The sequence below is a fragment of the Rhizobium sp. AN68 genome (assembly GCF_030758035.1).
Classification (GTDB): Bacteria; Pseudomonadota; Alphaproteobacteria; order Rhizobiales; family Rhizobiaceae; genus Agrobacterium; species Agrobacterium tumefaciens.
Window position 1 is genome coordinate 1308004 of record NZ_JARWMI010000002.1, and the last position, 21551, is coordinate 1329554.

Here is a 21551-nt window from a genome sequence, read left to right on the forward strand (position 1 = left end):
TATTTGGTCTTTTTTCAGCGCCCGGCTTCAAAACGGAAACCAAAGCGGAAACTTCGGGTCTCACCCGGTTGAAGGGTAATGTCCGCTTCAAGTTGCGGCTGGTTGAAGGCGTTTGTCGGTGTTTCCACAGGTTCGAGCGCGATGGATTTTCGCCTGTCGCGGGCAAGCGTATCGCCGGTAAAGACATGCATGTGGCCGCGCTCCTGCCAAACGGTCAGGCTCGAACCATCGTTCCGGTTTTCGATCCTAGTCTCGTAAAGCCCGTTTGCGGATGGGATCAGATTGGTAAAGCAGACATCCAGCACATGGCCTGCGAGCGGCGCGGCAGAAAGAAACGCTGCATCGTCCCGTTTGAGAATGCCCGTCTCACTGTCGGTGAGTGGTATCAAATTCTCGTCCGTTTCGATCGCTGTTCGCGACGGTAGGGTGAGAAGGAGATCGTCGATGGAGGATATGCCGGGCAGACGGAAATAGGGATGCCAGCCGGCCGCGAAGGGCAAAGGCCGGTCGTCGCCATTGATGCCACGTATATCGATGGTAACCGCATGGCCGGCAAACCGGTATTCCACCTCGATGGCGAGATGGTAGGGATAGCCCTTGAATTCGGCCGGCAATATCTCGGCACGAAAGACGATAATGTGCGCGTCGTTTTCCTCGAAAGACCGGTCGAGGGCGAAGGGCAGGGCACGGGCAAATCCGTGGAAGACGAGGTCCTCGTGGGCAAGCACCGGCTCGATACGGTGCATCTCCCCGCCAAATTTAAATTGGCCCTGAGGAATGCGATTGGTGAAGGGGGCGAGAATGCCGTTTCTCACGCCGTTCTGCGACTGCAATTCCTGAAGCGACGAATAGCCGTCGACAAGGTTTTTTTCATTGCCATCGGCAAGTCGTGGCCGCCAGCTCAGAAGGGTAGCGCCCTCATAAGCGATCTCGGCGCTGAAGCCGTTTCCGGAAACGGTCAGGCTGGCAATCCCCGTGCCTGTTGCGGAAGTGGTCATCGGGAAATTGTCCTTCATGCAAGCGTCTGCGGCCGTCGGGCCGATTGCGCCGCCGATTCGCCCGATCATCTTCGCTGCGGAGACATTTCGCAATGGCCATGACGGTGGCACACCTTAATGACCTCGCGTCAGCTGGGCCTCTAAGGTGTTATTGCCCTGGCCATGGCGCAAATCATTCCGTGAAGGTGCGTTTCGCGCCGGAGAAAAATTCCATTAGGGCGGCCTGATCCTCGCCGCCAAGTCCCGCCGCTGTCAGCATGCGGTGCACCTCGGCGCAAACCGCGGTCAGCGGCATGGCCGTGTTGGTGCGTCGAGCCAGATCCTGCGCGCCGTTCAGGTCCTTGACCATATTGTCGATGCGGCCAGTGCGGCGGTAATCCTTCGCCACGTAACGTGGCATATATTCCTGGAGAATTGCGCTGTCGGCGCGGCCGCCTTTCAGCGCCTGCGGAATTTTGGCGGCATCGACGCCGGCATCCAGCGCAAGCTGCGTTGCTTCCGCTACGGCAAGGAAGTTCAGCCCGCAAAGAACCTGATTGATGAGCTTCGTCGTCTGGCCTGCGCCGCTTGGACCCATATGGGTGTAGTTGCTGGCCACGTGCCGCAGCACGCGATGGGCATCGGCCACATCCTTTTCGGTGCCGCCGGCCATCAGGGTCAGTTGCCCGACGAGTGCCTTCGGCGCGCCGCCGGAAAGCGGGCTGTCCACCCAGCGCAGCCCTTTTTCAGCCGCATCCGCCGCCAGTTCTTTTGTCGCTTCCGGATCGATGGAGGACATGTCGATGATCAGCGTGCCGGGCCTGGCCCCCGCCGCCACGCCATCTTTGCCGAAAACGGCGGCGCGGACGATTTTCGGCGAATTGAGGCTGAGGATCACGACATCGGAGAGCGAAGCCGCTTGCGCCGCCGTCTCGGCGCTATGCGCACCAAGGCTGGTCAAAGCCGCCACCTTTTCCGCGTCCAGATCGAAAACCGTCAGGTGATTGCCGGTCTCGATCAGCCGCGTACCGATCGCGCCGCCCATCGCGCCGGCGCCGATGAGGGCGATTTTGTTCTTCTCGGTCATGGTGCTCACGGTCTCCTCCCAAAGCGTCGTGGTTACGGCTTCTTCAAAGCGAGGCGGTAATGCCGCCGTCGACGTAAAGAATATGTCCGTTCACGAAAGACGAGGCATCGGACGACAGGAAAATGCAGGCGCCGACAAGCTCTTCGACCTTGCCCCAGCGGCCGGCGGGCGTGCGTTTTTCAAGCCATGCTGAAAACGTCTCGTCTGCCACCAGGGCCGCGTTGAGCGGCGTGTCGAAATAGCCCGGCGCAATGGCGTTGCACTGCAGGCCATATTTCGCCCAGTCCGTCGCCATGCCCTTCGTCAGATTGCCGACGGCGCCCTTGGTGGCGGTGTACGGCGCGATACCGGGGCGGGCAAGAGCGGTCTGGACGCTGGCGATGTTGATGATCTTGCCACGTCCACGGCTGATCATATGACGCGCGACGGCTTGCCCTGCATGGAACACCGAGGCGATGTTTGTCTGTAACAGGCGCTCGAAGGCGTCGGCCGGAAAATCCTCCAGCGGTGTGCGGTGCTGCATGCCGGCATTGTTGACCAGAATATCGATGGGGCCGACTTCCGCCTCGAAACCGTCGATGGCCTTGCGCACCGCGTCATGATCGGTGGCATCGAAGGCGAGCGTCTTGGCACCCTTGATGCCTGCGGCGGCTGCTTTCAGCTTTGCCTCGTCGCGGCCGTTCAGCACCACTTCGGCTCCCGCCTCCACCAGGCCCTGCGCCAGCGCAAAGCCGATGCCCTGCGACGAGCCGGTGATCAGGGCGCGGCGGCCGGAAAGATCGAACAAATTAAGGCCCACTGTTTCCTCCAGTCTCTCGACATTGCTTTCATGCCGGTTTATGTTATCGATAACATTCATCCCTTTCAGACGTGGATGTCAAGGCTTAAACGCCTGTTTTCGGTACGCAACATGCGCGCGGGGAGGCTGCAGGGCGGCGGAGACGCGGCCGGCGGCAATGATTGGGATAGGGATTATTTTGTTGCGCCGTTTAAGGCGCGATATCGAACGGGAGATATTTATGAGAGCGATTGTCGCCCACGGGGCAAAGGATGTGCGCATCGAGGAGCGGCCGGAGGAGGCGCCGGGGGCAGGAGAAGTGCGTCTTCGTCTGGCTCGGGGCGGGATTTGCGGCAGCGATCTTCACTATTACAATCACGGCGGTTTCGGCGCGGTACGGCTTCGCGAACCAATGGTGCTGGGACATGAGGTCTCCGCCATTGTTGAGGAGCTGGGCGAGGGCGTCGAGGGGCTGAAGGTTGGCGGTCTGGTCGCGGTTTCGCCGTCCCGTCCGTGCAGGACCTGCCGCTTTTGCCAGGAAGGCCTGCACAATCAGTGCCTCAACATGCGCTTTTATGGCAGCGCCATGCCGTTTCCGCATATTCAGGGCGCTTTCCGCGAGGTTCTCATCGCGGATGCCCTGCAATGCGTTCCGGCCGACGGTTTGAGTGCCGGTGAGGCAGCTATGGCGGAACCGCTGGCGGTAACACTCCATGCCACCCGCCGCGCCGGCGATTTGCTCGGAAAACGCGTGCTCGTCACCGGCTGCGGCCCCATCGGCATTCTCTCCATCCTGTCTGCCCGCCGTGCCGGTGCCGCTGAAATCGTCGCGACCGATCTTTCGGACTTCACGCTTGCCAAGGCGCGGGAAGCGGGCGCGGACCGCGTCATAAACAGCAAGGATGAGCCTGATGCGCTGGCGACGTACGGCGCGAACAAGGGAACCTTCGACGTTCTCTATGAATGCTCCGGTGCCGCCGTTGCACTTGCGGGCGGGATTACGGCGTTGCGTCCGCGCGGCATCATCGTCCAGCTCGGCCTTGGTGGCGATATGAGCCTGCCGATGATGGCGATTACTGCCAAGGAACTCGATCTGCGCGGCTCTTTCCGGTTCCACGAGGAATTCGCGACGGGCGTCGAACTGATGCGCAAAGGCCTGATCGACGTCAAGCCGTTCATCACCCAGACGGTGGACCTCGATGACGCCATCTCGGCCTTCGAATTTGCCTCCGACCGCAGCCGCGCAATGAAGGTGCAGATCGCTTTTTCGTAAGCGCCTATTGCGCACGCCGGTTTGTCGACGTCTTGATCGGCGGTGGATTAATCCGCCGCCGATTTTTCATGCGCGCGCTTCCATCTACAACAAGATGTGTTTGATGTTATCGATATCATTTCGTGCATCGCGGGCTGTGAAAGTGTGCCAGAGGGCGCAGCCCTGATCCCCGGCAGACTTTGCCTCTTCTGATTTGCACATTTTGACGCAGGTCAAAAAGGTGATTTGCCGATTGCCATTTTTTGCTTTATCGAAATTTCAGAAATTACTGAAAATACAGGAAGCAAAGAAATGCCCATCAATCTTTCTCCGCTCGTTCAGTCGTTCGTGCTGCATTTCGGCGAGATGGGCAGCCGCTGGGGCATCAACCGCACGGTCGGCCAGGTCTATGCTTTGCTTTACATCTCGCCGAAGCCGCTCTGCGCGGACGACATTGTCGAGTCGCTCGGCATTTCCCGTTCCAATGTGTCGATGAGCCTGAAGGAGCTTCAGGCGTGGAACCTTGCAATTCTCAAGCATTTCCCCGGCGACCGGCGCGATTTTTTCACGACGCCGGAGGATGTGTGGCAAATTCTGCGCACCCTTGCCGAAGAGCGCAAGAAGCGCGAGATCGACCCGACACTCAGCGTGCTTCGTGAAATCCTGATGGAGAAGCCGGAAAACGAAGAGGAGCGGCATGCGCAGAAGCGCATCGATGAGATGAAAACGCTGATCGAGCAGCTCACCGGCTGGTATGACGATGTGAAGAAGCTGGAGACGGAGCGGTTGGCTTCGCTTCTGGCACTCGGCTCGAAGGTCACGAAGCTTCTGGAGGCCAAGGACAAGATCGTCTCTCTTGCCAGACCCCGTGCCAAGAAGGACAGGTGAGGAGATCGTCCGTGAGCATGTCCGCAGAAATCCGGCAATCCGCCAATGACGATGATGCAGACTGTCCAGTTCCAGCGGCGGTCTCTCCCGATAAGGCACGGCGGCGCTTCTTCGGTAAATCCACCAATGACAAGGGTGTCGGTATGGCGGAAATCGCGAAGGCACCCGCGGTAGGAAGATCGGTCGCCCTGCTGCATGTCCTGCCGGCTCTGCTCTGGTTGCCGCAGGCGGGTTTGCTTGCATTTTCGGTCGGAAACATTGCCGACGGTGCGCCGATGACGGCGATCGTGCCGGCGGCCGTGGCTGTTCTCATTCTCGGTCTCATCAAGGCATGGCTGGAAAAAGTTGCCGCGAGACTGTCGTTTCGCGCCGCGCGTGCCGCCCTTTCGCGGCGGCGGCTGCAAGCGCTTCATGCCGTCGCGGAGGTGTCGCCGCTTGATCTGGCGCGCACGGCCTCCGGCGAGGCCGCAAGCGTCATCGCGGAGGCAGCCGAAGCGCTGGTACCTTATCTCTCCAGGTTCCAGCCTGCGCGGATGAAAGCTACCATTGTCCCCTTGGTTTTCGTGCTGGCAATCCTGCCATTTACCTGGATTGCGGCGCTTGTTCTGTTGCTTTCCATGCCCACTATCCCGCTTTTCATGGCGCTGATCGGCTGGCAGGCGAAGGCTGCCAGTGAAAAGCAGCTGGCCGAGACCGGCAACATGAATGCTTTCCTGCTCGATCGCCTGCGTGGCCTGGAAACGATCCGCGCACTGGAAGCCGTTGATCTGACCGCTGGACGCCTGCGGACGGACGCAGAGAACCTCAAGAAGCGGACGATGGCTGTCCTGCGGATCGCCTTTCTGTCCTCGGCGGTGCTGGAGCTTTTCGCTGCCCTCGGCGTTGCCATGACAGCCGTTTATATCGGTTTCCATCTGCTCGGTTTTCTCGATTTCGGCGCGTGGGGCGAGAAGCTGACACTTGCCGAGGGGCTGTTCATCCTGCTTCTGGCGCCTGCCTTTTTCGAACCGCTGCGGGAGTTGTCCGCCGTCTGGCACGACCGCGCAGCCGGCGAGGCGGCGCTGGGCGCGCTCGACACATTGACGCGGGCTGGCAAAGCCATCGTGGGTGAGGGTAAGGAGGTCGCAATGGCCCCTTTTCCGACGCCCGGTCTGGTGGAGTTGGCTAATCTCTCCTTCGCCTATCCGAATGCTCCGCCTGCCATTCGGAATCTAAATCTTACGGTCCAGTCAGGCGAGACAGTTGCGATTCTTGGGCCTTCCGGTTGTGGTAAATCCACTGTACTCTCCTTGATTGCCGGCTTGGCCGAGGCTGACGGCGGTACAATAGGGATCGGGGGCGTAACGCTTGGTCATGCGACTGCCGATGGACTGCGCAAGACAATCGGCTGGGTCAGCCAGAAGCCGTTCTTTTTTGCCGGTTCCCTGAAGGCGAACATTCGCTTTGGCCGCGCCGGTGTCAGCGAAGGTATGGTTGATGAGACGCTGCGCTGCACCGGGCTGGATGCATTGTCGAAAGCACGCCGGCATCTGCCTATAGGAGACGGCGGCTACGGTATTTCGGGCGGGGAGGCGGTGCGCCTCGCCATTGCGCGTGCTTTCGCCGATCCGGCGACGCAGCTTGTGCTGGTCGATGAACCGACAGCGCATCTTGACCGGGAGACGGCTGCGCTCGTCACCGAAAACCTGCTGCAACTTGCAAAAGGCAGGACATTGATCGTCGCAACCCATGATCCTGTGCTCGCCGCGCGCATGGACAGGGTCGTGGATATGACGACGATCCATTCGAGGGGGCAGTCATGATCGCGCGTTTTGCGATATTGAAACCTGTTATTTCCCTGTTCTGGTCGGCGCGTCGCGGCATGCTGCTCGTTGGCGCGGTTCTGGCAGCAACCACGGTGCTGGCGGGTATAGGCCTTCTCGGCGTTTCCGGCTGGTTCATTACTGCGACCGCGATTGCCGGTCTGGTCCCCGCGACGGCCTATGCTTTCGACGTCTTTGCGCCATCGGCGGCCATCCGTCTGCTGGCGTTGTCACGCACCGCTGCCCGTTATGGCGAACGCATGACCACCCATGAGGCGACGCTGTCCGTGCTTGCAGCGCTTCGCGAAAAGCTGTTTCGTGGCTTTGCCGCACCGCAGGCGGCGAAACATCTGGAGGCGAGGCCCGCCCGCCTGCTGAACCGGCTGACTGCGGATATCGATGCGCTGGATTCGCTTTATCTGCGCGTGCTGGTACCCGCCGCCGTCGCAATCCTCGCCGCAATCGCAACAGGCATCGGTCTTGCCCTCCTCAATCCGCTTGCGGGCGTTCTGGCGGCCCTCTTCCTCATTGCGGCGGGTCTTGGCATTTCAGTGCGCTCGGCGTTGACGGCGGAAAAATTTGCGCGTCGCCGGGCAATCGGGCTTGAAGCGCTTCGTGCCCGCACGGCGGACTTGGTCAACGGACAGGTGGAATTGCTCACGACTGCCCGTCTCTCCGCGCAGGTTGCGGCGATTGAACGGGCCGACAATTATCTGCTCGCCTGCGATGACCGCTTGAACCGGATCGAAACCAATGCCGGTTTTTCATTCGGCATCTCAGCGGCGGTTCTTTTGAGTGCGGCTCTCCTCGGCATGGCCTGGCTTGCGGAGCAGGACGTTGTGACCGCGCCGACTGCCGCCCTCGGCCTGCTTGTCTGTTTCGCCGCGCTGGAGCCCTTCACGGCGCTGCGCCGTGGAGCAATGGAACTCGGGCGCACGCTTTTTTCGGCAAGACGCATTGCGCCGCGTCTTTCCGCTGAAGCAGCCGCCAACTGTCCGCGCGTGCCTGCCATGGGCCTGGTGGCTGAGCTGGATGGTGTGCGGCTGGAGCGGGATGGGAACGAAAATCCTGTCCTGACGAATATCAACCTTGCAATCGCCGCCGGAGAGACGATTGCGATTATCGGGCCGAGCGGTGCGGGCAAGACCAGCCTCATCCAGCTTCTGGCTGGTGAAGTGCAACCGGCGGCGGGCAGGGTCAGCGCTTTGCCTTGCTCGCTCATGACGCAGAGAAGTCAGCTTTTTCGAGACAGCATCGCTGATAATCTGAGGCTGGCAAAACCTGCCGCGACCGAGCGTGAACTGCGGGATGCCCTTCAATCGGCAGGCCTTGGCGAGCATGTCAAAACCCTCGCCGCAGGGCTGGATACGAGACTTGGCGAGGCGGGGCAGGGTCTATCCGGCGGTCAGTCACGACGGCTCGCCCTTGCCCGTTTCCTTCTACGCGACAAACCACTCTGGCTTCTCGACGAGGTGACGGAAGGGCTGGACGGCGAAACCGCCCGTGACGTGCTCGGCCGGCTGTTTGCGAGGGCGGAAGGCAAGACTGTCGTGATGATAACCCACAATCGCCGTGAGGCGGAATTTGCCGATCGCATCATCGTGCTGAGAGAGGGGCGCCAACTTGATCAATGTCAAAGCGGCACCCCGGAATACGACGTAATGCTGCAAACATTGCGTCCGGACTGAGTGATTTTTTCAGGGCCGGCGCCGTTTCGTAACAGAAGGCCGGCCTTTCCTGAAAGGTGGGGTAAAAACATGGAACTCGACATCGTGGCGCTATCGCGCCTGCAATTCGCTGTTACCGCTTTATATCACTTTCTATTCGTTCCCCTGACGATCGGACTGTCCGTGGTGATCGCCATCATGGAAACGGTCTATGTCATGACCGGCCGCACCATCTGGCGGCAGATGACGAAATTCTGGGGTACATTGTTCGGCATCAACTTCGTGCTTGGTGTTTCCACCGGCATCGTCATGGAATTCCAGTTCGGCATGAACTGGAGTTATTACAGCCACTATGTCGGCGATATCTTCGGTGCGCCGCTGGCGATCGAAGGGATGATGGCTTTCTTTCTGGAAGCCACCTTTGTCGGTCTGTTCTTTTTCGGCTGGGACAAGCTGTCCAAGCTCGGCCATCTCATCGCAACATGGTGCGTGGCGATCGGCTCGAACTTCTCGGCGTTGTGGATATTGATCGCCAATGGCTGGATGCAGAACCCGACGGGATCGGCTTTCAACCCCCAGACCATGCGCATGGAGGTGACGGATTTCTTCGCGGTGCTGATGAACCCGGTCGCCCAGGCGAAGTTCGTGCACACGGTTTCTGCGGGTTATGTCACTGCCTCCATCTTCGTGCTCGGCGTTTCCGCCTGGTACGTGCTGAAAGGCCGCCATGTCGATCTCGCCAAGCGGTCTATGACGGTTGCAGCTTCTTTCGGCCTGGCTGCTGCACTGTCGGTCGTCGTGCTGGGTGATGAAAGCGGTTATCTTTCGACCGAACACCAGAAGATGAAGCTCGCCTCGATCGAAGCCATGTGGGAAACGGAACCAGCACCCGCCCCCTTTACTGCCATCGGTTTTCCTGATCAGGAAGCCCGGGAGACGCATTTCGCCGTGAAAATTCCGTGGGTGATGGGCCTTATCGGCACGCGCTCGCTGGACACGGAAATCCCCGGTATCAACGATCTGGTGGAACTCGCAAAGACCCGCATCCGCGATGGCATCAAGGCCTATGATGCGCTGATGCAGATACGTGCCACCGGCAAGGGCGCGGAACTGCCCGAAGAGGTGCGTGGCACCTTTGCGGAGCTCGGCCACGAGCTTGGTTACGCCCTGTTGCTGAAACGTTATGTCGACGATCCGCGCCAGGCGACGGAGGAGCAGATTGCCAAGGCCGCCGCCGATACCATCCCGCATGTGCCGACGCTGTTCTGGGCGTTCCGCATCATGGTCGGTCTCGGCATATTCTTCATCCTGTTGACGGCAACCTTCTTTTATCTCTCCGCCCGCCGCCGGCTGGATCACTATCCGTTCTTGCTGAAGGTGGCCGTCTTCGCCATTCCGCTGCCGTGGATTGCTGCGGAAATGGGCTGGGTGGTCGCGGAATTCGGCCGTCAGCCATGGATCATCGAAGGCGTGCTGCCGACGGCCGCCGCCGTCTCCAGCCTCAGCGCTTCAACGGTTCTGATTACGCTTCTCTGCTTCATCGCCATCTATACGGTGCTGTTCATCGTCGAAATGGGGCTGATGCTGAAGGCGATCCGCAAGGGGCCGGATCCGGATCACGAGCCGGAAGCGCCGCTCGTTCCTGAAAAACTCGTCGCTGCGGAGTAAACGATCATGATATTGCATCAACTCATCGACTACGAAGTCCTCCGCGTCATCTGGTGGCTGCTGCTTGGCGTGGTGCTGATCGGTTTTGCCGTGACCGGCGGTTTCGATCTTGGCACGGGCGCGCTGCTGCCTTTCGTCGCGAAAACGGATCTCGAGCGGCGTGTCGTCATCAATTCCATCGGCCCGGTATGGGAAGGCAATCAGGTCTGGCTCATCCTTGGTGGCGGCGCCATCTTCGCCGCGTGGCCGCCGCTTTATGCGGTGTCGTTTTCAGGTTTTTACCTGGCGATGTTCGCCACCCTGTTTGCGCTGATCCTGCGGCCGGTGGGGTTCAAATACCGCTCCAAGCGCGAGAGCACGACATGGCGCAGTACCTGGGATTGGGCGCTGTTTGTCGGTGGCTTTGTTCCCGCCCTGATTTTCGGTGTGGCGATCGGCAATGTGCTGCAGGGCGTACCCTTCCGCTTCAACGATGACCTCAGGATTTTTTACGACGGCACGACTTTGTTCGAGCTTCTCAACCCTTACGCAATCCTTTGCGGCCTCGTTTCCGTTTGCATGCTGGTGATGCATGGTGCGGCCTGGCTGGTGCTGAAGACCGAAGGGCCGGTCGCTGCGCGTGCCCGCAGTTTCGGCAGTATTGCAGCACTTGCCACCACAGGTCTCTTTGCGCTTGGTGGCGTATTGTTGTGGCTCGGTATCGACGGGTATCGCTTCACCTCGGAAGTTGTGACCGACGGTCCGTCCAATCCGTTGTCAAAGACGGTCGAGGTCGCAAGCGGCGTCTGGTTTGCGAATTACGCGGCCCATCCATGGATGATGCTGGCACCGGCGCTCGGTCTTGCCTTCCCGCTCGTCGCCTTCCTGTTGTTAAGGGGCGGGCGTGAGGTGCTGGCGCTGCTTTCCAGTTCGCTTGCCATATTCGGCATCATCTCGACGGTCGGTCTGACGATGTTTCCCTTCATCCTGCCCTCTTCGATCGATCCGAAATCGAGCCTGACGGTCTGGGACGCATCGTCGAGCCATATGACGCTATTCATCATGCTGGTCGTCGCCCTCATCTTCATCCCCATCATCGTCGCTTACACCTCATGGGTCTATCGCGTGCTGTGGGGCAAGGTGGATGAAAAGGCGATCCGTGAAGACAGCGGCCACGCTTATTAATATCGAACAAATACAAGGAGATCGAACATGTGGTATTTCGCCTGGCTGCTCGGCCTGCCTCTCGCCGCTATTTTCGCCGTCATGAACGCCATGTGGTATGAGCTGATGGAAGAAAACGCCAGAAAGGCCGGGGCCAAGCCTGAAAAATAACGCTTCGGGGCACGGGGCAAAAAAGGGCGGCGTCCTATCTGGATGCCGCCCTTCTTGTAGAAATCGCCGCGATTGACACGCGCGGTTTCAGTGGATCGCGATGCCGCGCTTGTCCGCTTCTTCCTTGATGATGTCTTCGACCAGCGCTCTCTTCAGATTTGGGTTTCCCAGAAGATAGTCGTCGGCAATCTCGAAAATCGATTTCGGATTCTCTGTCCTGTGCAGGGTGTCGAGGTCCTGGCCGATCTGCTCTCGCAAGTTTGAATAGTCGTCCATCGCGGTTCTCCCGGTCACTGGTTCAATGCAGAAGTTCTGCCGGAACCTTGCCGCCGTTTTCAGACAGCTTCTTGATGACAGCCTTGTGCAACCAGATGTTCATTGTGGCTGAGTCCGAGGTATCACCGGTATAGCCGAGTTCGCTTGCCAGTTCCTTGCGAGCGGTTAGGCTGCTGTCCAGATCGAGCGCTTTCAGAAGATCGACGATCGAATGTTTCCAGTCGAGTTTCTGCCCGTTCTGCTTGACCGCCGCGTCCAGAATGGAGGCGACATCGACGCTGCCGGTGGATGCCGGAGCAGCGGCTGTCGGTGCTGGTGCTGCTGGCTGAGCCGGAGCGGCCGGGCTTGCGCCTGTCGTGGGCGCGCCAGCTGGCGCCGAAGTCTGCGGTGCAGCCTCTGCCTTGCCAAAAATCGCGTTCTTGATCTTGTCGAAAAAGCTCATTGTGTCCTCCCTCTATCGGCGAAATGCGCGCCCGATGGCAATGAGAATGCATGCGCCGATGAAACCGGCGATAAGGTATCCAATCCAGCCTCCGAGCGAAATGCCCACAAGCCCAAGCAGGAAATTGGCGACGATGGCGCCAACGATGCCGAGAATTATGTTCATGAAAAGACCCATGTTGCTTTTCATGAACTGTTCGGCAAGCCAACCGGCTACGCCGCCGATGATGATTGCTGCAATCCAGCCGATTTGTGCGTCTTCCATAACAGGCCTTTCCTTTGTGAGAGAGGTCCGCAGGCATATGGACAGGCTTTTGCGCGCACTGATCCCCCCGCCTCTTGACCCCAGGCAGGGAATTAACGGTCAATCGAGGATTTTGTTCCGGTCTCCTTGCTTTCGTCAGCTTTGGCTTTGAAAGTCCAGCCCGATATCCAGAACCGGCGCGCTGTGGGTCAGCCAGCCGACGGAGATGAGATCGATGCCGGTTGTTGCAATGGCTGCTGCGGTTTGAGGGGTGATGCGTCCGGAGGCCTCGGTTATGGCGCGTCCGGCGACGATCTGCACCGCCTCGCGCAGCTGTTCCGGCGGCATGTTGTCGAGTAGAACCGCATCGACCCCTTCCTCCATCGCTTCGCGCAATTGCAAGAGCGTATCGACCTCGACCTCGATCTTGACCAGATGTCCGACACCCGCCTTGGCGCTGCGGATAGCGTCACGCACGCCGCCGGCTACGGCGATGTGGTTGTCCTTGATGAGAACAGCATCATAAAGGGCAAAACGGTGGTTCATGCCGCCGCCGGCGCGCACGGCATATTTTTCCAGCGCCCTGAGGCCCGGCGTCGTTTTGCGGGTGCAGGCAACCGAGGCTCTGGTGCCGGAGATGGCGGCAGCAATTGTAGCGGTGACGGACGCGATGCCTGAGAGATGGCCGAGAAAATTAAGGGCGGTGCGCTCCGCCGTCAAAAGACCGCGCGAGGGACCCTCGATCGTCGCGATAATATCGCCCGGAGCGACCGCCGCGCCATCCTGCACCTGCCGCCTCATCACGATTGTCGGGTCCACCAACTGGAAAGCCAGTTCTGCGGCATCAAGACCTGCGATGACACCCGGTTCACGCGCCGCCATGACGACGACTGAGCGATGATCAGCGGGGATGACTGCGGCGGACGTGATGTCGCCCGCCAGACCCAGGTCTTCCAGAAGGGCGTTGCGGACAAGCGGCTCCACGATAATGCGTGGCAGAGGGGTGAGGGTCATGTCAGGCGCTCCGCGCAATGCTGGAAGAAAAAAGATTGGACGATGAGAGGTCATGGGCAATGGCGATGACATCGGACAGGCAAAGCCTGCGCCTTGTGGCGGTCGCGTCCTTTTCCGGGAAATCGTTACGGAAATAGGCCCCGCGCGATTCTCTTCGCAAGGCGGCGAAGACGGCGATTGCGAGCCCGACGATGGCGGGATCGGATGCCGGGCCGTTCTGTTCGGCCAGTGGGAGAAGTTCGCTGATCGCGCTGATCAACCCCGCTTCATGCCTGGCGATGCCGAGATGGCGGGAGACGATGGGCCTGACGATAGACGGGTCTGCTGCCGAAAGAACAGGCGTTGCGAATGGCGTGACAGCTGTCACCCGTTTTGATGCCGGTCGGGCGGCAATATCTTTTGCCGCACGCATGCCCATGGCAGCCGCCTCCAGCAGGGAGTTGCTGGCCAGCCGATTGGCCCCGTGAAGACCGGTGCAGGCGGTTTCGCCCGCAACCCATAGGCCCGGCACGGAACTACGGCCATTACCATCCGTGGCGACGCCGCCCATGTGGTAGTGCACGGCGGGACGGACGGGCACGAGTTCGCGGGCGGGGTCTATACCAGCCTCGCGGCATAGCAGGTCGATTGACGGGAAACGCGCCGAAAAACCGCTGCCGATCGCCTTGCGGGCATCGAGAAAGACTTTGCCGCCGCGCAGGATTTCCCGGTCGATGGCGCGGGCGACAATATCGCGGGAGGCAAGTTCTGCACCCGGAACGGTCGCCATGAAACGCTCGCCGCTTTCATTGAGAAGAACGGCACCTTCGCCCCTCACCGCCTCGCTGACCAGAGCCAGCGGCCGCCGGGGAGAGGAAAGCGCCGTTGGGTGGAACTGGACGAATTCCATATCAGTGAGGATGGCTCCGGCGCGCGCGGCGAGCATGATCCCCTGTCCGAAATTGCCGGTGGGATTGGTGGTGGCCTCATACAGCCCGCCGAGGCCACCGGTCGCAAGAATGACGTTTGTGGCCGGCAGAACAAAGCTGCCCTTTTGCCCGGCGCAGATGAGACCGGCTATGGCCCCGCCTTCTGTCAGCAGCCGGCGCACCTCCGCACCTTCCAGGACTGCGATGGACGGCGTGTTGAGAACGGCGGCTGCAAGAGCCCTCACAATGGCCGCGCCCGAGCCATCACCTTCGGCATGCAGGATGCGCCGGCGGCCATGGGCGGCTTCCAGCCCGAAAACGAGCCTGCCTTGTGCATCGCGGTCGAAACGAACTCCGGCTAGTTCCAGGGCATCGATGACTGCGGGGGCGGTGGAGACGATATCTGCTGCCATAGCCGCGTCACAGAGGCCGTCGCCTGCGGCGAGCGTATCGGCAAGATGCAGTGCAGTGCTGTCGTCAGCGCCAAGGCTTGCAGCAATGCCGCCCTGCGCCCAGGCGCTGGACGTTTCGCCACCGAGCGCGCCGCGGGTCAGAAGCAGGACCGGTTGCGGTGCGAGCGTCAATGCTGCCATCAGGCCGGCAATACCGCTGCCGACGATGACCGTCCTGCCTGCATATTGCGACAGAGCCTCACTCATACCGCCAGCATCCTTTCCACCGCGCGGCGGGCGGCGACCGCAACAGCCGGATCGATTGTCACCTCGTGGCGGTTTTCTTCAAGCGCTGTGCGGATATTGCCGAGCGTGATGCGCTTCATGTGCGGGCAGAGGTTGCAGGGGCGGATGAATTCAACATCGGGATGATGCACGGCGACATTGTCGCTCATCGAGCATTCCGTCAAAAGCACCACGCGGGCCGGTCTTTCCCGGCCGACGTAGTCCGACATGACAGCGGTCGAGCCGGAAAAATCTGCGGCCTCAACGACATCGGGCGGACATTCGGGATGCGCGAGAACGGTGATGCCGGGATGGCTTTCGCGCAATTCCCTGATGTCGTCGACGGTGAAAAGCTCATGCACCTCGCAATGGCCGCGCCATGCGATGAGTTCGACATTGGTCTCCCGCGCTACATTCTTCGCCAGATATTCGTCCGGCAGCATCAGCACGCGCGGCACGCCGAGCGATTCCACCACCTGGCGGGCATTGCCGGAGGTGCAGCATATGTCGGAAGCCGCCTTCACCGCCGCCGACGTGTTCACGTAAGTGACGACAGGAACGCCGGGATAGGCCTTGCGCAGAAGTGCGATGTCTTCGGGCGTGATGGAATCGGCGAGCGAGCAGCCGGCGGCCATATCCGGAATAAGCACGGTTTTTCCCGGATTTAGCAGCTTTGCCGTCTCGGCCATGAAATGCACGCCGGCGAGAACGATCACATCCGCTTCTACTTCCATTGCCTTGCGCGCAAGGGCGAGGCTGTCGCCAACGATATCGGCAACGCCGTGGAAGATTTCCGGCGTCTGGTAATTATGGGCGAGGATGACGGCGTTGCGCCTGCGCTTCAGATCGAGGATCGCCTCCACATCATCCTGAAAACCCATCCATTCCGCCTTGGGAATGACGCGGCTGACGCGGTCGTAAAGGCTTGCGGCAGATATCTGTTCGTTCACGGCACTCTCCCATTTATACTCTATTTGAGTATATCTACGGCAAACAGATATTCTCATTGTGAGCATATGTCAATTGCGGGAGAGTGGCAGTTTGGTTCCGGAAAGGGCGCGTTCATCCACAACGGTCTGGCGGAATCGGAAGAGCTTTGCAGGGCGTCCGCCGGTTTCGGTCGCCATGTCGCCAGTTTCTTCCACCAGCTGTTGCTGTTCTATCAGCCGGCGGAAGTTCTGCTTGTGCAGCGTCAGACCGGCGAGCGCCTCCACCGCGCGCTGCAATTGCAGCAGGGTGAAAGCGTCGGCCATCAGTTCGAAAACTACAGGCCGGTATTTAATCTTAGCCCGGAGGCGCGCGATGCCGGTGGCAAGAATGCGACGGTGATCGGCAAACATCGGTCTGCCGAAATTGATCCGAGGCTCACTCTGGGCTTCTTCGACCAGTCCGGCCTCATAGAGCAATTCGTAGCGCTGAAGTGTCAGTTCCTCGTTCCAGCCGCCGCCATCAAGGCCGAAGGTGAAGTCGGCGCGTAAATGGCGCTGGCCTTTGCAGGCAGGGTCGGAATCCGCCCAGCAGCGCAGCTTCTCGATGATTGTGTCCAGAACCGCCGGCCGGCCCTGCCGATGGTCTTCCCAAGGAAAATACTCGTACCAGCCATGCCAGATAGGGCGGCCATTGCCGGGCGGCTCCTGTTCGCGAACCAGCCCGAGATAACCGATCGATATGGTTCTTCCGCCAAGAATGTCATTGTTGCGGTCCCGGTCGGCGAAGGTGTAGAGTTGTTCGAGATAGCCGACGGGATGATGTGTCTGTTCGTGTATCCACTCTCTCAACCCGCTCTGAAGCGTCCTGTGTCCGAATTCAAACGGCCCTGATGGAAGTGCCGCGCCCGCCCGCACGGTCATTACCCGCGGCTCGTCCGTGGTGATGGCGGTGACGACGGCGATGAGTTCGGCGTGGGCAAGCCCTATGGTCACGGCGGCTCCTCTGGTAGATGGCGTCGGTATCGACCTTCTTTGGCACAGGAATGCCTGTTCGCCAACAAGCGGGCGGGGAAACGCGGATGCCGCCGCGCATGTAAAACTTTACGTAGCGATCAGACAAAAGAATAAGTGCTTGTGGTTAGTCGCGTATCGTCCTTTATGTTAAGACCCGCGTCAAAAGCATCCATAATGTAGAAGGCCGATGTTAGAGGATATATATCTCGAAGAAACACTTGTGGGTTATTACACCTGGAACGTGGGACAGAATCTGGTTTATCTGGATGCTGTGGCGGCTCGCCTGCGCGAATTTTCCGAAGAGAAAGCCGCCCGCGGCATTCCCGTGGATGATTTCATAGATCAGATCGAAAGCGGCTCGCGCGCGCGCGTGGCCAAGGCGGTTTACAACTCGCTGACGAACGGCGTGTTCTATGATCAGCAATACCGCATCGAACTCAAATCCGGCGATTTTCGCTGGCTGCGGACAACGGGCAGGGTTATCCTTGATGGTGACCGCATTCCAATCATGGCGATGGGCACGGTGCGAGACATCACCTCGCGCAAGATTTTATTGATGTAATATTTATCGCGTTCGGTCTGTCTTGAAAAACGCCGATCTATTTCTTGTCGATTGTTTTGATGTGCGGTGACATGGTTCGGCAGGTTTTCATTTTGCTGTTTCAGATCGTGCTGGTCACGGGGCTTGGTATAGCCGGCATCCGCATCGCCTCGCTCATGAATGGCGAGGCGGCATATCCAGCGACTGGCCTCTCCGCAAACACGGAAACGCTGTGGACGACCTCTCCGGTCAGGGTCGATCCCCGCCATCAGAATTATGAGCGTATTCCGACCCCGCCCGATCCATACCCCCTGAAAATATATGCGGATCAGCGCCTGCGCGTTGCGTCCAACAATCGCTTCACCTTCAAAGGACAGGAGTTCCGCCTCGCCGGCGTGGAAGACATCGACCGCAACCGGGTTTGCGCCGGACCTGACGGCCGCCGTTATGCCTGCGGCCTGAACGCCTTCAAGGCGCTGGAGAACCGCCTGCGCGGCAAATATCTGGAATGCCGGGTGCTGGAAGAAGGCGGCGGCGTTCCGTCGGTGGAATGTCGGATCAACGGGCAGGATGTGCGGGCGCTCTTGCAATAGTCAACGCGAAGAACAGACAATGCCGCACGAACGCCCGTGCTGGACGATAGAAATTTGTATTTTAGAAGGTTTGGTGGAGCTAAGCGGGATCGAACCGCTGACCTCTTGCATGCCATGCAAGCGCTCTCCCAGCTGAGCTATAGCCCCATAAGGGTTCCGGCATTTCGTCCGGTTCCGGGAACCGAAGCGGCTGTTGTTCCGTTCGGTGGCGGCTTACTACTTCGGCTAATCGAAGAGTGCAAGCACAAAAAACAGCCCGGCTTCATTTTTTTGTCGCCGGGCTGGTTTATCCAATAAGATCAAGCTTCTTCGTCGTCGCCCGGTACGCCGATGATGCCGGACATGTCGTCGTCATCGTCGTCTTCGTCGGCTTCAAGGAAGGTGTCGTCGTCGTCGCCGATTTCCACGTCGTCGTCATCGTCGCCCAGGTCCGGGATATCGTCGCCGCTGTTGTCGCCGTCGGCGTCTTCCAGCGATACGAGTTCGACTTCCGTGTTTTCGGCATCGACTTCCGCGACTTCTTCTTCTTCAGCCTGCTCGAGCTTTGCCTGAGCGGTGCTTTCTTCAAAGAAAGAGAGCGGCCAGGACTTGCCGCTATAGGGAGAAACGACCGGGTCGCGGTTCAGATCGTAGAACTTCTTGCCGGTATCGGGGTCTGTGCGCTTGGTACCAAGGTCCGCTTTTGCCACTGTCTAAGCCTCAAATTGTCGAATGAGTTTCGGTGTGTACGCCGTAAAACCGGCATAGACGGTAAAATTTCTAGCCGGTCCCCTTAATCGTTGCGGTCTTTCGTGTCAAAGACAAACTTTGGAGGCCGCCCTCCCATGATGCGACTTGTATGTCAGGCTGCTCATAAAGATTGGAGGCCGACGCACTCTACTGTATTAATGATGGACGCACAGGCAGAAAGCTTCATGACCTTTACGATTGCCATAGATGGGCCAGCTGCGGCGGGCAAAGGGACCTTGTCACGCAAGATTGCGGAGACCTATGGTTTCCATCATCTCGACACCGGGCTGACCTACAGAGCCACGGCCAAGGCACTTCTTGACGCCGGCCTGTCGCTCGATGACGAGAAAGTCGCTGAAAAGGTGGCGCTGCAACTCGACCTTGCCGGCCTCGACCGCGCGGTGCTTTCAAGGCACGATATCGGCGAGGCGGCGTCCAGGATTGCGGTGATGACGCCGGTGAGGCGCGCGCTCGTGACAGCGCAGCAGCGGTTTGCGGCAAAGGAACCGGGCACGGTTCTGGATGGCCGCGACATCGGCACGGTGGTGTGCCCTGATGCGCCGGTGAAACTCTACGTCACCGCTTCGCCGGACGTGCGGGCGCGCAGGCGTTATGATGAAATTGTCGCCAACGGCAGCGTTGCAGACTACGACGCCATTTTCGCCGAGGTGAAGAAACGCGACGAGCGCGACATGGGCCGAGCCGACAGCCCGTTGAAACCGGCTGAAGACGCGCACTTGCTAGATACGTCGGAAATGAGTATAGAGGCGGCGTTTCAGGCCGCGCGGATGATTATCGACGCCGCCCTGAAGAAACAGGTTTTTCGCGGAACCGCTTGAATCGGTCCGCGTTTAGTCCGGAATTGCCTGAAGACATGTCCTTGCGCCGGGAAGCCTTTTGAAAAGGCGGGCATGGGTTCGGGTATCAACAACGCTAGCCCACCGGCGCTTTTGTATTCGCTCTCGCGCGGATGCAATCAGGAGATTTCATGTCAGTATCTACCCCCACGCGCGAAGATTTCGCAGCGCTTCTCGAAGAATCCTTTGCCTCTAACGATCTTGCCGAAGGCTATGTTGCCAAGGGTATCGTAACGGCAATCGAGAAGGACGTTGCCATCGTCGACGTTGGCCTCAAGGTTGAAGGCCGCGTACCGTTGAAGGAATTCGGCGCGAAGTCCAAGGACGGCACGCTGAAGGTCGGCGACGAAGTCGAAGTTTACGTTGAGCGCATCGAAAACGCACTCGGCGAAGCCGTTCTGTCGCGCGAGAAGGCTCGCCGCGAAGAAAGCTGGGTCAAGCTCGAAGCCAAGTTCGAAGCTGGCGAGCGCGTCGAAGGCGTTATCTTCAACCAGGTCAAGGGTGGTTTCACCGTCGATCTGGACGGCGCAGTTGCCTTCCTTCCGCGTTCGCAGGTCGACATCCGTCCGATCCGCGACGTTACCCCGCTGATGCACAACCCGCAGCCCTTCGAAATCCTCAAGATGGACAAGCGTCGCGGCAACATCGTTGTCTCGCGCCGCACGGTTCTCGAAGAGTCCCGCGCCGAGCAGCGTTCTGAAATCGTTCAGAACCTCGAAGAAGGCCAGGTTGTTGACGGCGTCGTCAAGAACATCACCGATTACGGTGCGTTCGTTGACCTCGGCGGCATCGACGGCCTGCTGCACGTTACCGACATGGCATGGCGCCGCGTCAACCATCCTTCGGAAATCCTCAACATTGGCCAGCAGGTCAAGGTTCAGATCATCCGCATCAACCAGGAAACCCACCGTATCTCGCTCGGCATGAAGCAGCTCGAGTCCGATCCGTGGGATGGCATCTCCGCCAAGTACCCGGTTGGCAAGAAGATCTCCGGTACGGTCACGAACATCACCGACTACGGTGCATTCGTCGAGCTGGAGCCGGGCATCGAAGGCCTGATCCACATTTCCGAAATGTCCTGGACCAAGAAGAACGTACATCCCGGCAAAATCCTGTCCACGAGCCAGGAAGTCGACGTTGTCGTTCTCGAAGTCGATCCGTCCAAGCGCCGTATCTCGCTCGGCCTCAAGCAGACGCTGGAAAACCCGTGGCAGGCATTTGCCTTCAGCCATCCGGCCGGCACTGAAGTCGAAGGCGAAGTCAAGAACAAGACCGAATTCGGCCTGTTCATCGGCCTCGAAGGCGATGTCGACGGCATGGTTCACCTGTCGGATCTCGACTGGAACCGTCCGGGCGAACAGGTCATCGAAGAGTTCAACAAGGGTGACGTGGTCAAGGCCGTCGTTCTCGATGTTGACGTCGAGAAGGAACGCATCTCGCTCGGCATCAAGCAGCTCGGCAAGGATGCTGTCGGTGAAGCCGCAACGTCCGGCGACCTGCGCAAGAACGCAGTCGTTTCGTGCGAAGTCATCGCCGTTAACGACGGTGGCGTGGAAGTGAAGCTCGTCAACCACGAGGACATCACCTCCTTCATCCGCCGCAACGACCTCGCACGCGATCGTGACGATCAGCGTCCGGAGCGTTTCGCAGTTGGCCAGGTTTTCGACGCTCGCGTCGTCAACTTCTCGAAGAAGGACCGCAAGGTCATGCTTTCGATCAAGGCTCTGGAAATCGCTGAAGAGAAGGAAGCCGTCGCACAGTTCGGTTCGTCCGACTCTGGCGCTTCGCTCGGCGACATCCTCGGTGCGGCTCTGAAGAACCGCAGCGAATAATCGCTAGAGATCGTTTGATATAAAGAACCCGCCGGAATTTTCCGGCGGGTTTTTTGTTGGCTA

General features: G+C 59.5%; 22 protein-coding genes and 1 tRNA gene. 11 read left to right on the plus strand and 12 right to left on the minus strand.

Annotation, left to right across the window (positions count from 1 at the left end):
- Positions 1-14: 14 nt before the first annotated feature.
- The 3 genes from RBH71_RS09435 to RBH71_RS09445 form a co-directional block, all read right to left on the minus strand.
- Positions 15-998: an aldose 1-epimerase gene (locus RBH71_RS09435; RefSeq protein WP_111801374.1), complete on the minus strand. Its 984-nt coding sequence runs from the start codon at positions 996-998 to the stop codon at positions 15-17.
- A 172-nt stretch (positions 999-1170) separates the two neighbouring features.
- Complete coding sequence (locus tag RBH71_RS09440; RefSeq protein WP_111801365.1) at positions 1171-2064, minus strand: NAD(P)-dependent oxidoreductase; 894 nt, start codon at positions 2062-2064, stop codon at positions 1171-1173.
- A 43-nt stretch (positions 2065-2107) separates the two neighbouring features.
- Complete coding sequence (locus tag RBH71_RS09445) at positions 2108-2863, minus strand: SDR family oxidoreductase (protein WP_025595224.1); 756 nt, start codon at positions 2861-2863, stop codon at positions 2108-2110.
- Positions 2864-3083: 220 nt separating this feature from the next.
- Here RBH71_RS09445 and RBH71_RS09450 point away from each other — a divergent pair, with 220 nt between their 5' ends.
- The 7 genes from RBH71_RS09450 to cydX all read left to right on the plus strand — a co-directional run bounded on the left by RBH71_RS09450 (position 3084) and on the right by cydX (position 11433).
- On the plus strand, positions 3084-4115 hold the full coding sequence (locus RBH71_RS09450) for an L-idonate 5-dehydrogenase (RefSeq protein WP_111801364.1): 1032 nt from the start codon (positions 3084-3086) through the stop codon (positions 4113-4115).
- A 291-nt stretch (positions 4116-4406) separates the two neighbouring features.
- Positions 4407-4982, plus strand: a complete 576-nt coding sequence (locus RBH71_RS09455) for a GbsR/MarR family transcriptional regulator (protein ID WP_111801373.1) — start codon at positions 4407-4409, stop codon at positions 4980-4982.
- Between the two features lie 17 nt (positions 4983-4999).
- Positions 5000-6784 (plus strand): thiol reductant ABC exporter subunit CydD, encoded by a 1785-nt coding sequence (gene cydD / locus RBH71_RS09460; RefSeq protein WP_111801363.1) that lies wholly within the window; start codon positions 5000-5002, stop codon positions 6782-6784.
- A complete protein-coding gene (gene cydC / locus RBH71_RS09465; RefSeq protein WP_004431846.1) occupies positions 6781-8472 on the plus strand; it encodes a thiol reductant ABC exporter subunit CydC in 1692 nt (563 codons plus the stop codon). The genes cydD and cydC overlap by 4 nt, the downstream gene beginning before the upstream one ends.
- A 69-nt stretch (positions 8473-8541) precedes the next feature.
- Complete coding sequence (locus tag RBH71_RS09470; protein ID WP_004431849.1) at positions 8542-10119, plus strand: cytochrome ubiquinol oxidase subunit I; 1578 nt, start codon at positions 8542-8544, stop codon at positions 10117-10119.
- Positions 10120-10125: 6 nt separating this feature from the next.
- The gene (gene cydB / locus RBH71_RS09475; protein ID WP_111803246.1) at positions 10126-11283 is read left to right on the plus strand and encodes a cytochrome d ubiquinol oxidase subunit II; all 1158 of its coding nucleotides are present in this window, start codon (positions 10126-10128) and stop codon (positions 11281-11283) included.
- A 27-nt stretch (positions 11284-11310) separates the two neighbouring features.
- Positions 11311-11433, plus strand: a complete 123-nt coding sequence (cydX, locus tag RBH71_RS09480; protein WP_004431852.1) for a cytochrome bd-I oxidase subunit CydX — start codon at positions 11311-11313, stop codon at positions 11431-11433.
- Positions 11434-11520: 87 nt separating this feature from the next.
- On the opposite strand, the gene RBH71_RS09485 is transcribed toward cydX, so the two are convergent.
- From RBH71_RS09485 to RBH71_RS09515, 7 genes are all read right to left on the minus strand, one after another.
- Positions 11521-11709 (minus strand): hypothetical protein, encoded by a 189-nt coding sequence (locus RBH71_RS09485; RefSeq protein ID WP_004431853.1) that lies wholly within the window; start codon positions 11707-11709, stop codon positions 11521-11523.
- Positions 11710-11731: 22 nt separating this feature from the next.
- Entirely contained in the window at positions 11732-12151 is a 420-nt protein-coding gene (locus RBH71_RS09490) for a DUF3597 domain-containing protein (RefSeq protein WP_004431862.1), read from the minus strand.
- Between the two features lie 12 nt (positions 12152-12163).
- On the minus strand, positions 12164-12415 hold the full coding sequence (locus tag RBH71_RS09495) for a GlsB/YeaQ/YmgE family stress response membrane protein (protein WP_004431872.1): 252 nt from the start codon (positions 12413-12415) through the stop codon (positions 12164-12166).
- Positions 12416-12550: 135 nt separating this feature from the next.
- Positions 12551-13408, minus strand: a complete 858-nt coding sequence (gene nadC, locus RBH71_RS09500) for a carboxylating nicotinate-nucleotide diphosphorylase (RefSeq protein ID WP_004431875.1) — start codon at positions 13406-13408, stop codon at positions 12551-12553.
- A 1-nt stretch (position 13409) separates the two neighbouring features.
- Positions 13410-14975, minus strand: a complete 1566-nt coding sequence (locus RBH71_RS09505; RefSeq protein WP_004431878.1) for an L-aspartate oxidase — start codon at positions 14973-14975, stop codon at positions 13410-13412.
- Complete coding sequence (gene nadA / locus RBH71_RS09510; protein WP_004431880.1) at positions 14972-15943, minus strand: quinolinate synthase NadA; 972 nt, start codon at positions 15941-15943, stop codon at positions 14972-14974. Before nadA ends, RBH71_RS09505 begins: the two co-directional genes overlap by 4 nt.
- 69 nt (positions 15944-16012) lie before the next feature.
- Entirely contained in the window at positions 16013-16915 is a 903-nt protein-coding gene (locus tag RBH71_RS09515; protein WP_004431893.1) for an NUDIX hydrolase, read from the minus strand.
- A gap of 208 nt (positions 16916-17123) precedes the next feature.
- On the opposite strand from RBH71_RS09515, the gene RBH71_RS09520 reads away from it, so the two are divergent.
- Both RBH71_RS09520 and RBH71_RS09525 read left to right on the plus strand, forming a co-directional pair.
- Positions 17124-17498 (plus strand): PAS domain-containing protein, encoded by a 375-nt coding sequence (locus RBH71_RS09520; RefSeq protein WP_323687263.1) that lies wholly within the window; start codon positions 17124-17126, stop codon positions 17496-17498.
- A 71-nt stretch (positions 17499-17569) separates the two neighbouring features.
- The gene (locus RBH71_RS09525) at positions 17570-18070 is read left to right on the plus strand and encodes a hypothetical protein (RefSeq protein ID WP_025595216.1); all 501 of its coding nucleotides are present in this window, start codon (positions 17570-17572) and stop codon (positions 18068-18070) included.
- Between the two features lie 71 nt (positions 18071-18141).
- Here the strand turns inward: RBH71_RS09525 and RBH71_RS09530 are convergent.
- Positions 18142-18217: transfer RNA gene (locus RBH71_RS09530), tRNA-Ala, on the minus strand.
- 152 nt (positions 18218-18369) lie between these two features.
- Positions 18370-18759 carry a TIGR02300 family protein gene (locus RBH71_RS09535; protein WP_004431900.1) on the minus strand — a complete coding sequence of 130 codons (390 nt, stop codon included), beginning with the start codon at positions 18757-18759 and terminating at the stop codon, positions 18370-18372.
- A 198-nt stretch (positions 18760-18957) separates the two neighbouring features.
- Between RBH71_RS09535 and cmk the strand changes: the two genes are divergently transcribed.
- Together cmk and rpsA are read left to right on the plus strand one after the other, a co-directional pair.
- The gene (gene cmk / locus RBH71_RS09540) at positions 18958-19638 is read left to right on the plus strand and encodes a (d)CMP kinase (RefSeq protein ID WP_004431904.1); all 681 of its coding nucleotides are present in this window, start codon (positions 18958-18960) and stop codon (positions 19636-19638) included.
- A 149-nt stretch (positions 19639-19787) separates the two neighbouring features.
- On the plus strand, positions 19788-21488 hold the full coding sequence (gene rpsA / locus RBH71_RS09545) for a 30S ribosomal protein S1 (protein WP_004431908.1): 1701 nt from the start codon (positions 19788-19790) through the stop codon (positions 21486-21488).
- The last annotated feature ends 63 nt before the right edge of the window (positions 21489-21551 follow it).

Coding starts and splice junctions, on each gene's coding strand:
- rpsA (WP_004431908.1), top strand. CDS start 19,788: ATGTCAGTATCTACCCCCACGCGCGAAGATTTCGCAGCGCTTCTCGAA.
- RBH71_RS09470 (WP_004431849.1), top strand. CDS start 8,542: ATGGAACTCGACATCGTGGCGCTATCGCGCCTGCAATTCGCTGTTACC.
- RBH71_RS09490 (WP_004431862.1), bottom strand. CDS start 12,151: ATGAGCTTTTTCGACAAGATCAAGAACGCGATTTTTGGCAAGGCAGAG.
- RBH71_RS09520 (WP_323687263.1), top strand. CDS start 17,124: ATGTTAGAGGATATATATCTCGAAGAAACACTTGTGGGTTATTACACC.
- cydX (WP_004431852.1), top strand. CDS start 11,311: ATGTGGTATTTCGCCTGGCTGCTCGGCCTGCCTCTCGCCGCTATTTTC.
- RBH71_RS09450 (WP_111801364.1), top strand. CDS start 3,084: ATGAGAGCGATTGTCGCCCACGGGGCAAAGGATGTGCGCATCGAGGAG.
- RBH71_RS09495 (WP_004431872.1), bottom strand. CDS start 12,415: ATGGAAGACGCACAAATCGGCTGGATTGCAGCAATCATCATCGGCGGC.
- nadC (WP_004431875.1), bottom strand. CDS start 13,408: ATGACCCTCACCCCTCTGCCACGCATTATCGTGGAGCCGCTTGTCCGC.
- cmk (WP_004431904.1), top strand. CDS start 18,958: ATGATGGACGCACAGGCAGAAAGCTTCATGACCTTTACGATTGCCATA.
- RBH71_RS09435 (WP_111801374.1), bottom strand. CDS start 998: ATGACCACTTCCGCAACAGGCACGGGGATTGCCAGCCTGACCGTTTCC.
- RBH71_RS09440 (WP_111801365.1), bottom strand. CDS start 2,064: ATGACCGAGAAGAACAAAATCGCCCTCATCGGCGCCGGCGCGATGGGC.
- cydD (WP_111801363.1), top strand. CDS start 5,000: ATGTCCGCAGAAATCCGGCAATCCGCCAATGACGATGATGCAGACTGT.
- RBH71_RS09525 (WP_025595216.1), top strand. CDS start 17,570: ATGGTTCGGCAGGTTTTCATTTTGCTGTTTCAGATCGTGCTGGTCACG.
- cydB (WP_111803246.1), top strand. CDS start 10,126: ATGATATTGCATCAACTCATCGACTACGAAGTCCTCCGCGTCATCTGG.
- RBH71_RS09505 (WP_004431878.1), bottom strand. CDS start 14,975: ATGAGTGAGGCTCTGTCGCAATATGCAGGCAGGACGGTCATCGTCGGC.
- RBH71_RS09485 (WP_004431853.1), bottom strand. CDS start 11,709: ATGGACGACTATTCAAACTTGCGAGAGCAGATCGGCCAGGACCTCGAC.
- RBH71_RS09455 (WP_111801373.1), top strand. CDS start 4,407: ATGCCCATCAATCTTTCTCCGCTCGTTCAGTCGTTCGTGCTGCATTTC.
- cydC (WP_004431846.1), top strand. CDS start 6,781: ATGATCGCGCGTTTTGCGATATTGAAACCTGTTATTTCCCTGTTCTGG.